Consider the following 11,144-nt stretch of genomic DNA (forward strand, 5'->3'; position numbering starts at 1 on the left):
CGTCGCGGCACGGCATGGATGCGGGAGGGCGGTGCGATGTACTGGCGGGTCAGGCAGAGCCGGTCCCGGCCCTCTTCGCACGGCGCAAGGGGTGGAGAAGAGTGGTGGTGATCTGGCCGGTGGCGGGGAACGATTCGGGGTCCCCGAGACCGACCGCGGCCGGCTCACGGCCGGGTCGCCAGGTGTAGCTGTCGAAGAGGTGGTCCCAGATCGACAGGTCCGAGCCGTAGTGGCCTGCCTCGGCGAGATCGGTGCTGTGGTGCAGGCGGTGCTGTTCGGGGCTGGCGAGCACATGGTTGAGCAGCCCGATGCGCACATCGATGTTGGCGTGGATGAAATAGCCCTGGGCGGCCACGAAAAGGCCCACGATCAGGACGGAGTCGCTGGAGAACCCGGCCAGCGCCAGAGACAACTGAACGGCTCCCTGCGCGAGGAAGATGTCGAGGACGTGATTGACGCCGTTATTGGCGACGTTGACCTTCTGCGGAACATGATGTACGCCGTGCAGGCGCCACAATATCGGAATGGCATGTCCCAGTCGGTGCACGAGATAACTGGCCAGCGATCCGGTCAGCAGAGCGGCAGGTATTTCGATCCCGGGATGCAGAGCCGGTTCGTCGGATGCCATCTCGGAGACGGATGTGGTGACGACATACTGCGCCAGCGCACTGCCCGCAGCCGTCAGCAGGAAATAGACGCCGTACGACCGCCATTCACGGCGGCTGGGATGCCACGCACGCTGATACGGAATCAGGCGTTCGAGAGCGGTGAGGTAGGCAATGGTGCCGATGAGGAAGAGCGGACTCACACGTTCGGGTGCCCAGTCGAAGCACAGCGCCGCCGTGGCCGCCAACACCGTGGCCACCAGCAGGAACGGGTACGCCAGCAGTCGGATGCCGGCGTGCACCGACCGTACGTACGCGCTCCCGCGCCGCACCGGACCGGACTCTTCCTTCGGATCACCACCGGCCGGTGGTTCGCACTTTCCCATCCGCAGCACCTTTACCGAGGAACCAGCACAGAAGAACATGCGGACCGCGAAGGAGGAGAGGGTGGCTCCCTGCGGGCGCGCGAGACCGACGCATCGGGCGTCGGCCGTCACGCACGAAAATGAAATCGCACGTGGAGAGTGGTGTGAATTTCTTGACGGGTTCGACCGACCCGGTCGGGGCATCCGGCCGAACCCGCGCTGATTCACTTTCCGGCCCGGATTCCCTCAACCGTCTGAATCAAGCCGTGTTCTGACACTCCGGAAGGTCGCCGCAGGACCCCTTTACCGTTCGGATTTCAATGAACCGGACGGACCAGGCAGGCGGAATACGACCAATTCGACTCTCCGTTGCGGGAGTCGTTTATCATACTGATAATCTGTTGGGACTTCATTCGCCCCACTCCCGCAGGGGAATCGGGCGGGATCGCCTGCCCGCTCCGAGCGGGCCGGGAGGACCGGCCCGGGAGCCCAACAGCCTTCCCTCTCGCGGGATTTCCTCCTCGGTCCGGGCCCGATCGGCGTGGCCGTCCTGACCGAGGAGGGGGCTTCCGCCCGGAGCTTCCCGACCTCGCGGCCGCAGCCTCGGTATGCGCGGCGCGATCGTGGTAAGCGTGGCTCATAACCGCCGGACCACAGCGGGAGCTGTGCCAAGAAGTCTGCCGGGAACAGCGGATCGGTGCCGGATCCTCACTCCGGCCAGGGGGACTCCAGGATGGTGTCCACGAAGTTGCCCCGTTGGAATCCGGGTACGTACCGCTCCAGCACATCGGCCTTCACATTGCCGAAGGTGGTGTCCGGTTTGGGTTCGATGCCTTCGGTGAAGGCCCGGAGAATGCGCCTCTTGAAGTCGGGGCGCGGATGGAGGGCGACGATCGACGCACGGTCCGCGTCGCTGATGCCGGTGTACCCGATGCCGAGCACGTCGTACTCCACCCCCGCGGTCACCAGAGCGACCTCGGGTTCCATGAACTGCGGAATGCCCGGCGTCGTGTGGAGGGCGATCGCCGTCCACACGCGACGGACGCTGTCCTCGGGCACTCCGTGGCTCTGCAGGAACCGCCGCGCTTCGTCGGCGCCGTCCACCTCGAAGCGGCGCCCGCTGCTGCGGGCCCCCTCGTTGAGGCCGAGGTCGTGGAACATGGCTCCGACGTAGAGGAGCTCCGGGTCGAAGCTCAGCCCTCTGGCACGCCCTTGCAGCGCCCCGAAGAAGTAGACCCTGCGGGAGTGGTGGTAGATCAGGTCGTCGGTGGCGTCCCGCACCAGTTCGGTGGCCTCGGCAGCCAGCGCGGTGTCGGGCACCGGAACCCGGTCTGCGGCGGACGGATCGGCGCTGTCGGGCATCTGGACTCCTTCGTAGGACATGCCGGCTCTTCCTTTGCGGTTCTTCGGCCGTCGGCTCTCCCCCGCCGGTCAGTCGGCTGCGCCGGCGTCCCTGTCCGCCAGGGAGAGGTGGAGGTGAGCCAGGTCGTGCGGTACCGGGCCGTCGGGGCGGAAGAGGGGTGCGCTGTCCTCGTCGACTGCCGTCGCCGGAGCGTCCGTGAGACGCAGACGGGCACGCAGCCGTCCGTAGAAATCGTGCCGGCCGAGCCTGACGACGCGCAGTCGCCGCGGGGCCCGGTACACCCCGATCCAGTCCCCGGCGTCCAGTACGCCGCGCAGCTGGCCGTCGATGGTGACCGCACCCTGCCCCGAGTGAGGCAGCACCCTCATCGCGACCGGTTCGTCCGGGGCGGCCACCACCGTGCGGTTGAACGTCATGTGCGCTGCGACGGGTGTGAAGACGACGGCGTCCATCCGTGGCGAGACCACCGGACCGCCCGCGGCGAAGCTGTAGGCGGTCGACCCGGTCGGGGTGGCCACGATGACGGCGTCGGCCGAGTACGAGGCCAGGCGTCGGCCACCGATGTAGACGCCGAGACTCACCTGCCGGTCACGCGCGAGTTTCTCCACGACGACGTCGTTCAGAGCGGTGACGTCCAGCGCCACGCCCCAGCCCTCCGCCCCGGCCTCCGCCTCCAGGTCGATATGGGGCGGTGGCAGCATCGGACGTCTGCCGTAGGCCATCAGGGCGTCGATGTCCTTGGGTACTTCGAGGACGCGGGATGCCCTCATCGTGAGCGTCATGCGTTCCTCGATCTCGGCCCGCCCCTGGTGGACGGCGTCGAGCGCTCGCACGACCTCGTCCGCCGGCACCTCGGTCAGGAAGCCGACCCGGCCCAGGTCGATCCCGAGTACGGCCGCCCGGTTCTTGGCCGCGATCCTGGCGCCGCGCAGAAAGGTCCCGTCGCCTCCGAGCGTGACGATGAGGTCGGGGTTGCCCGCGACATCGGCCTCCTCCCGTCCGCCGCGGCGTCGGGAATGGTCATGCCACACGTCGATGTCCGTGCACGGGACGGCTTCGTCCGCACACCAATCGCGTACGACCTGTGCTGCGGCGACGGCCTCGGGACGGCCCTGGTGGACGACGACCCCCACCCGCTCGACACTCATCTCGCTCCGGCTCCCGTGCATTCGACGACGTGGCGCTGACCGCATCCCACCTTGATGGGCCGGGCTGCGCCGACTCCGTCGCCGGGCCGACAGGCCGTTCCCGGTCAGGCGATCGGACCTCTGGGAGCACTGCGCGGCAGACTGGTGGGGACAGGTTCTCCCGCACTTCCTGTACAGGCCGCCACCGCGTACGCCCGGCGGCTCCTGCGGTGACGACGTCCCGCATCCGTCTGCGCGTCGCACCGGTCCGGAGGGCATTGATGACCGCTGCCCGGGCATCCAGACGCATCCGCCGGGCCCTCACCGCCTCGGCCGGGGCCGTGGCTCTCGCCGCCTCCTCGATCGGCCTGTGGGCCACCACGGGCTCGACCTCGCGGGTCACCGGTCTGCCGACCCCCGCCCATGTGGTGGTCGTGGTGATGGAGAACCACTCCTACGCCCAGGTGATCGGCAGCTCCGACGCCCCGTACATCAACCGCACGCTCAAGGCGGGCGGCGCCAACCTCACCCGGTCCTTCGGGCTCACCCACCCCAGCGAGCCGAACTACTACATGCTGTTCTCGGGCTCCGGCCAGGGCCGTACCGACGACAGCTGTGCCCGTGCGGGCTCCCTCTCCGCGCCCAGTCTCGCCTCCGAACTGATCGCCTCGGGACGGACCTGGGCCAGCTACAACGAGGGCCTGCCCCACCAGGGCTCGACCGTCTGCAGAAGTGGCGAGTACGCGCGGAAGCACAACCCCTGGTTCGCCTTCTCCGCTGTGCCGACCAGCACGGCGAAGACCATGAAGCAGTTCCCGGCCGACTTCACCAACCTGCCGACCGAGTCCTTCGTCGTGCCCAACCTGTGCCACGACATGCATGACTGCCCGGTCTCCACGGGTGACACCTGGATCCACAGGAAGCTGGGCGCCTACGCCGACTGGGCCAGGACCCACAACAGCCTGCTGGTCCTCACGTTCGACGAGGACGACGGCCGGTCGGGGAACCACATCCCCACTGTCCTCTACGGTGAGCACGTCGCCCCCGGCAGTTCCAGCGGTGTCCCCTGCAACCACTACACCCTGCTCCGCACCCTGGAGGACCTGGCCGGCCTCAGGACGCATGCCGGCCATGCGGCCTCGGCGTCCGACATCACCGGCATCTGGAAGTGAGCCCCGTGGGCGGCCGTTCCCATGGCGATGACCGGGGCACGATCGATCATCACGACCAGCAACGGCCGCGGAAGGCGAACCGCGGCGGGACCCGAGGGGAAAATCTTCACCCGTTCCGCATCCCGGACACCTGTCCCCGGACCACCCGGGATGCCGGGACGACCGGATGCCCGCGGAGCATCGACGCGGTCAGGTCCGCGGGTCGCGCATCCACGGTCTTGGTGCCAGCCTGGTGACATGGCTTGGGCGTCATGGACGACTCGTGGTGTGTTCTCCGGGCACGGCGGCGTGCTCACGGACGAGGTCGGTGTGCTCTCCGGTGACCTGACGGTTCACACGACCTGGGCCGATGACACGGCCCAGATCACTGTGCAGTACACGGGTGCGATCGACTGGTTCACCATGTCGGGCAGCCCTGTGCCGTGCGGCTCGGAGGACGACAGTCGTCGCCTTCACGCCGCCGTGGTGCAGTCCGTCCGGCAGGGAGCGGCGGCGACGGTTCCGAGGCCACCGCTGCCCAGACCGGGGTGATGGGCGAAGGGCGTCCAGGAACGAGGGCGGCACGGACCGACCGCGCGGGCACTTCCCGGGACCGATTCCGTCGCGGGCAGCAGCACAGAGGGGGACGTCTCTGCGCCCGTCCCTGCCCCGAAATCGTCGTCCTCTGATCCCGCGCCCGTCGGGCGGGGACTACGGGTCAGCCCTTAGGATCTGCCGGATGAGCAGAGCCTTCCATGGTTGGACCGAGCAGGCCTTCGAGTTGCTTCTGCAGCTGGAGGGTGTCCCTGCGCGGGAAGCACTGGAGAGACACCGGAAGGACCGCGAGCGCCTGGTCCGGCAGCCCATGATCGCTCTGCTGAACGATGTGGCCGACGCGGACCAGGCGTACGAGGACTTCTCGGTCTGGGGGTTCCGCAAGGACCCGTGGTGGTGGCAGCACCAGGCTGCCGTGATCCGGATCGCGCGCCATGTCGAGATCGGTCTCCGCTTCGATCTCGACGGACTGCGGATCAAAGGCGGCTGGTCCTACCCCGACCCGGGGCAGGTCCCGTCGTTCCGTACCGCCGTGGCCGCACAGGACAGCGGATCCGGGCTGGTGCGCGCCATCGAGTCACTGCGCACGCAGGGATACGAGATCACCGGGGACATCATGAAACGCATGCCGCGCGGGCATGACCCCGGTCACCCCCGGGCCGACCTGCTCCGGTACCGATCGGTGCTGGCTTCCCGCCCCCTCGGCGGGGACTGCGCGGAGCAGACGCCGGCCCTGGCCGACGCCGTGCTCCGCGCGGCGGAGGAGTTGCGGCCCCTGCTGACGTGGCTCGCCGGTCATGTGGACGTCCCGGCCCACCGCGCTGCCGCGCGTCAGTACGCTCCGTAGACGTTGTCGATCGAACCGTACTTGTGGGCGGCGTAGTTGCACGCGGCGGTGATGTTGGCAACCGGGTCGTAGATGTCCATCGACGTACCGGGCACGTGATAGGCGAGGAACGTCGGGGCGATGACCTGCAGGAGTCCCTTCGACGGGGTGCCCTTGGCCGCGTTCGAGTCCCAGTTGTTGATGGCCCGGGGGTTGCCGGAGGACTCGCGCATGACGTTGCGATGAATGCCGTTGTAGGTGCCGGGGATTCCGTTCTTGGCCATGACCGCGAGCGATTCCTTGATCCAGCCGTCCAGATCGTTCGTGTACGTCACGGTCGTCGCGGCAGTCGTGGCAGCGGCGGTGGACGCGGTGGGAGCGGCCTGGGCTCCGATGGTCAGCTTCAGCCCCGCGTGAATGCGTGCCGGGTTGTCGCCGATGACGCCACGATTGTCCTCGTACAGCTTCTTCCAGCCACCGCTGAGGGAATACTCTCGCGCGATCTTGGAAAGGGTGTCGCCCGCGATCACCGTATAGGTGGTGGGTGCCGCCTTCTGTGCGGAATTCGCCGCGGTGACAGCCTGCGCGGGTGCGGCCGAAGCGAAGCCGGCACCGACCAGCGGCAGTACGAGAGCGGCTCCACCCGTGACCGCCACAACCAGGCCGCGAGTGAGGGAAGTGGACCTACGGCGACGGTAGTGACCCGTTGCGGACATTGCGAATTCCTCTCCGTCGCCTACGAGGTGAGCTGTCGGGTTCGGACTGGAGATGTCCGGCCGCGCTCGAACGCGACTTCACCCCGAGCCGTTCCGGATACCGGATCGGCGACTTTCGTGGGTTCCCCGCTCCTGCCGTACACAAGTGATCGGGTTACCGGGCGGCGGCAGGATTCGGCGTTCCGTCCGGGATTGACGGTGACCGTAGGCGAGAAACACCAAAAGGAACAAGCTCTCTATTTTCGATCACAATTCATTTGCAAGATCGAATCACGAAATGGCGAGTAACCCGCATCACACCGCAATGTCGAACTACCCCACACAGAAAGGGATCGGACCACTCGTCACGAACCCCCACGGCGCCCGGACGTGACTCACGTCACCGGTAACACAAAAGGGACACTTCGGTCATAAACCAAAGGCCTCAGTAATCAATAAATGCCTCTTTATTAACCAAGGCATCACTTCTATGCAAGTCGCCCTTTATTAGGACATTCCCCCCTCTCCTGGAGTTGCTGCGCGCCGACCACCTCCCCGGTCGGCGCCATCACCTCGGGGCTACTCCATGGGCAGGAAACATGTCGCACCGGACGGTGCGGACCGCCGGCTTCCGCCCGAACGCAGGGGGGTACGGGGCCTGGCAGCGGCGGGTGCCCGTGACAGTCCGGCCGCTCCGCGTCCCCCTGAACCCAGTGCGTACGCGGCTCACGACAGCCCGTCAGTCGAGGCCCTTCAACCACGCAGGTGTGAACGGAAACACGGGCTGAAACCGACCCAGGTCCACCGAGTTCCGTCCGACCACCCCGGCGCCGTGCATCGAGCGCCCCCACCACATGCGGAACAGTCCAGTCCGCCTACGCTCATATGCGGATCCATGCCGCTAGCCTCGTGATTCGACAGAAAGCGAGGTCCCCATGGAACGAATCAGATTATCGGGAATCATGGGGGAACTCTCGGCTGAGTTCCTCGGCACGATGGTGCTCATCCTCTTCGGGTGCGGCGTCGTGGCCCAGGTCGTCGCCGGAGGGGCGCTCACCGAACCGCCGGGGGGTCTCGGGAATCACGACAGCATCGCCTGGGCCTGGGGACTCGGAGTCACTCTGGGCGTCTACGTCGCGGGCCGGCTGAGCGGAGCGCACCTCAATCCAGCCGTGACACTCTCGCTTGCCGCCTTCAAGGGTTTCCCCTGGAAGAAAGTGGCACCCTACGTACTGGCTCAACTCGTGGGAGCCTTCGCCGCGGCACTGATCGTGCGATGGAATTACGCCGAGGCCCTGGCGAAGGCGGATCCGGGTCACACGACCAAGACACAGATCGTCTTCTCGACACTGCCTGCCAACGGGAATCCCGCCCTTCCGGTCACCGAATGGGGTGCATTGCGCGACCAGATCATCGGGACCGCAATTCTGATTCTGCTGATCTTCGCGGTCACCGACCTCCTCAATACGCCACCGGCCGCCAATCTCGGCCCCTTCGTCGTGGGCCTCATCGTGGTGGCGATCGGTATGGCCTGGGGCACCAACGCCGGGTACGCGATCAATCCTGCCCGTGACCTGGGGCCCCGGCTGGCGAGTTTCCTCACCGGGTACGGAGGGGCCTGGCGGGACCAGTACGGGAATTTCTACTACTGGGTGCCGATCGTCGGCCCGTTGGTGGGTGGTCTGATCGGCGCGTTCATCTACCAGGCCCTCATCAGCCGTTTCCTGCCCGGGGCCGAACCCGAGCCGGAAGGCAGCATCCCCATCCCGTCGGAGAAGTGACGACCGGTCACTTCGTCGAGCGTGGTCAGCGCACCCTCGAACGCGTGAGGGTGCGCTGACCGGGACAGCACCGGCTGCCGGCGCGAGTCCCGGGGCCTTGGGCGCGTCAGCAGATCCGCGGCAGTTGCTCCCCGACGGGCAGGTCGACCACCCGTGTACCGCCGAGCCCCGTGCGGGCCACCACCATGCCCGGGTGAGCTTCCACCACTTCGCCGATCACCGCCGAGTCCCGGCCCCGTGGATGTGCCCGCATCGCGTCCAGGACCGCCTCGGCGTGTTCACGCGGTACGAACGCCACCAGCTTCCCTTCGTTGGCGACGTACATCGGATCGAGGCCCAGGACGGCACAGGCATTGGCCACCGGCGGAGGAACAGGGACGTGCTTCTCCTGGATGACGACGCCGGTGCCGGAAGCCGCCGCGATCTCGTTGAGCGAGGCGGCGAGTCCCCCGCGGGTCGGGTCACGCAGGACGTGCAGGTCCGGGGTGACCGCGAGCATGGCTTCCACGAGTCCACCCAGGGCCGCGCAGTCGCTCTCGATCTCGACGTCGAACTCCAGGCCCTCACGCACGCTCATGATGGCCACACCGTGCTCGCCGATCGCGCCACTGACGATCACGATGTCGCCCGGCACGACACGCTGCGGACGCAGGTCGACACCGGCCGGGATGAGGCCGATACCACTGGTGTTGATGAAGATTCCGTCCCCGTGGCCCGCCTCGACCACCTTGGTGTCCCCCGTCACCACCTCGACGCCCGCCCTGCGCGCGGCGGCGCCGAGGGCGCCGGCCGCGCGTGCGACGACGGAGAGCTCCACCCCCTCCTCCAGGATGAATCCGCAGGACAGGTACGCGGCACGCGCACCGCTCATGGCGAGGTCGTTGACGGTCCCGTTGACCGCGAGGTCGCCGATACTGCCGCCGGGGAAGAACAGCGGTCGCACCACGAAGGTGTCGGTGGAGAACGCGATCCGGGCGCCGCCGAGCGACACGGACGCCGAATCGCCCATCTGGCCGAGCAGCTCGCCGCCGAAGGCGGGGGCGAAGACGTGCTGGATCAGTTCGGCGGAGAGCGCACCGCCACCGCCGTGGCCCATCACGATGCGGGGGTGGTCCCTCAGCGGTGCCGGGCACGTCCACGCCACGGGGTCGAGCGGCGGGACCTCAAAGGCGCCTCCGGATCCGCGCATGGGGGTGTCGAGGGTCTCAGACAACGGGGGTCGCCTCCAACGATGCGGTCTTCTTCATGTCGAGGCGCCGGTAGAGGTAGTACGCGGCGCAGGCGCCCTCGCTGGAGACCATCGTGGCGCCCAGCGGGGTGCGCGGGGTACAGGTGGTTCCGAACGCCTCGCACTGGTGGGGCTTGATCAGGCCCTGCAGGACTTCTCCACTGCGGCACTGGGCGGGTTCACGGGTGTCGATGCCGGTCACTGCGAAACGGTACTCGGCGTCGTAGTCCCGGTAGCGCGGGGCGAGCCGCCAGCCGCTGTCGCGAATGACGCCGATGCCGCGCCAGGACCGGTCGGTCACCTCGAACACGTCCTCCAGCATGGTCAGGGCCGCGGGGTTTCCCTCGGGGCGCACCGCGCGTGGGTAGGCGTTGTCCACGGTGTGTTCACCGCGTTCCAGCTGGGCCACGGTCCGTCGCACGCCCTCCAGAATGTCCAGCGGTTCGAATCCGGTCACCACGATCGGGACTGCGAACCGCTCGGCCAGCCCGGGATACTCGCCCGTCCCCATCACACTGCACACATGCCCCGCGGCCAGGAAGGCCTGAACCCGACAGCTCGGCGACCGCATGATCGCCTCGATCGCCGGCGGAACCCGGACGTGGGACACCAGCAGACTGAAGTTGCGGATGCCGAGCCGACGTGCCTGATAGACCGTCATGGCATTGGGCGGTGCGGTGGTTTCGAAACCGATGCCGAAGAAGACGACCTCCCTGTCCGGGTTCTGCTGGGCGATCTTCAGGGCGTCGAGCGGAGAGTAGACGACCCGTACGTCACCTCCCTCGCTGCGGACCCGGAACAGGTCCCGGCCGGTTCCGGGCACCCGGAGCATGTCTCCGAAGGAACAGAAGATCACCTCCGGACGGGAGGCGATCTCCAGTGCCTTGTCGATGACCTCCAGCGGCGTGACGCAGACCGGACAACCCGGTCCATGAATCAATTCGACCTGCTCCGGCAGCAGTTGATCGATTCCGTGCCGGATGATGGTGTGGGTCTGTCCACCGCAGACCTCCATCAGCGCCCACGGCCTGGTGACGGTGGAGTGGATCTCGTCGAGAAGCCGCCGGGCCAGTTCCGGGTTCTGAAACTCGTCGATGTACCTCACTGCCGCGCCTCCTCGGATGTGTCACCGGCGCCCGGCAGGGGAAGTCCGCCGGCCTCGGCCGCCATCTCCCACGCGTCACCGAACTCCTCCTGGATCATCCCGAGCTGGGAGAACAGCTCCAGCGTGTGCAGGGCCGATTCCTCGTCCAGCTTCTGCAGGGCGAACCCCACGTGCACGATGGCGTACTCACCGACCTGAAGGTCCGGCAGGTACTCCAGACACGCCTCCTTGACCACTCCGCCGAAGTCGACGGTGGCCATACGCGTACCGTCCCGTTCCTCGATCTCCAGTACTCTTCCGGGCACCGCCAGGCACATGTCTTCTCCTCGCTGTGGTTGATGGG

The 11,144-nt window shown here is 67.4% G+C and carries 11 protein-coding genes and 1 riboswitch; of the genes, 4 read left to right on the forward strand and 7 right to left on the reverse strand.

The genetic code is table 11. The features are described 5' to 3' along the window. Positions 1-49: 49 nt before the first annotated feature. From AB0L71_RS10940 to AB0L71_RS10950, 3 genes are all read right to left on the reverse strand, one after another. Positions 50-991, reverse strand: a complete 942-nt coding sequence (locus AB0L71_RS10940; protein ID WP_365240656.1) for a sterol desaturase family protein — start codon at positions 989-991, stop codon at positions 50-52. 687 nt (positions 992-1,678) lie between these two features. Beyond that, positions 1,679-2,353: an HD domain-containing protein gene (locus tag AB0L71_RS10945; protein ID WP_365240658.1), complete on the reverse strand. Its 675-nt coding sequence runs from the start codon at positions 2,351-2,353 to the stop codon at positions 1,679-1,681. A 48-nt stretch (positions 2,354-2,401) separates the two neighbouring features. Beyond that, complete coding sequence (locus AB0L71_RS10950) at positions 2,402-3,481, reverse strand: NAD(+)/NADH kinase (RefSeq protein ID WP_365240661.1); 1,080 nt, start codon at positions 3,479-3,481, stop codon at positions 2,402-2,404. Between the two features lie 260 nt (positions 3,482-3,741). Between AB0L71_RS10950 and AB0L71_RS10955 the strand changes: the two genes are divergently transcribed. The 3 genes from AB0L71_RS10955 (at position 3,742) to AB0L71_RS10965 (ending at position 6,013) form a co-directional block, all read left to right on the forward strand. Further along, positions 3,742-4,632 carry an alkaline phosphatase family protein gene (locus AB0L71_RS10955; RefSeq protein ID WP_365240663.1) on the forward strand — a complete coding sequence of 297 codons (891 nt, stop codon included), beginning with the start codon at positions 3,742-3,744 and terminating at the stop codon, positions 4,630-4,632. Between the two features lie 237 nt (positions 4,633-4,869). Continuing rightward, positions 4,870-5,163, forward strand: a complete 294-nt coding sequence (locus AB0L71_RS10960; protein ID WP_365240666.1) for a hypothetical protein — start codon at positions 4,870-4,872, stop codon at positions 5,161-5,163. A gap of 187 nt (positions 5,164-5,350) precedes the next feature. After that, positions 5,351-6,013, forward strand: a complete 663-nt coding sequence (locus AB0L71_RS10965; protein WP_365240668.1) for a DUF2461 family protein — start codon at positions 5,351-5,353, stop codon at positions 6,011-6,013. Here AB0L71_RS10965 and AB0L71_RS10970 read toward each other — a convergent pair. Next, positions 5,998-6,708: a LysM peptidoglycan-binding domain-containing protein gene (locus tag AB0L71_RS10970; RefSeq protein ID WP_365240671.1), complete on the reverse strand. Its 711-nt coding sequence runs from the start codon at positions 6,706-6,708 to the stop codon at positions 5,998-6,000. The genes AB0L71_RS10965 and AB0L71_RS10970 overlap by 16 nt on opposite strands. Positions 6,709-6,712: 4 nt before the next feature. After that, positions 6,713-6,898: riboswitch (cyclic di-AMP (ydaO/yuaA leader) on the reverse strand. A 724-nt stretch (positions 6,899-7,622) separates the two neighbouring features. Between AB0L71_RS10970 and AB0L71_RS10975 the strand changes: the two genes are divergently transcribed. Continuing rightward, positions 7,623-8,468 (forward strand): MIP/aquaporin family protein, encoded by an 846-nt coding sequence (locus tag AB0L71_RS10975; RefSeq protein WP_365240673.1) that lies wholly within the window; start codon positions 7,623-7,625, stop codon positions 8,466-8,468. A 106-nt stretch (positions 8,469-8,574) separates the two neighbouring features. Here the strand turns inward: AB0L71_RS10975 and hypE are convergent, their stop codons facing one another. The 3 genes from hypE to AB0L71_RS10990 are packed head-to-tail and all read right to left on the reverse strand — an operon-like array spanning position 8,575 to position 11,118. Next, positions 8,575-9,657, reverse strand: a complete 1,083-nt coding sequence (gene hypE / locus AB0L71_RS10980) for a hydrogenase expression/formation protein HypE (RefSeq protein WP_365240959.1) — start codon at positions 9,655-9,657, stop codon at positions 8,575-8,577. A gap of 16 nt (positions 9,658-9,673) precedes the next feature. After that, positions 9,674-10,801, reverse strand: coding sequence for a hydrogenase formation protein HypD (gene hypD, locus AB0L71_RS10985; RefSeq protein ID WP_365240676.1), 1,128 nt, complete (start codon positions 10,799-10,801; stop codon positions 9,674-9,676). Beyond that, positions 10,798-11,118 carry a HypC/HybG/HupF family hydrogenase formation chaperone gene (locus AB0L71_RS10990; protein WP_365240678.1) on the reverse strand — a complete coding sequence of 107 codons (321 nt, stop codon included), beginning with the start codon at positions 11,116-11,118 and terminating at the stop codon, positions 10,798-10,800. Before AB0L71_RS10990 ends, hypD begins: the two co-directional genes overlap by 4 nt. Positions 11,119-11,144: the final 26 nt, after the last annotated feature.

Source organism: Streptomyces sp. NPDC052052 (assembly GCF_040680455.1).
In the GTDB taxonomy this organism is placed as follows: Bacteria; Actinomycetota; Actinomycetes; order Streptomycetales; family Streptomycetaceae; genus Streptomyces.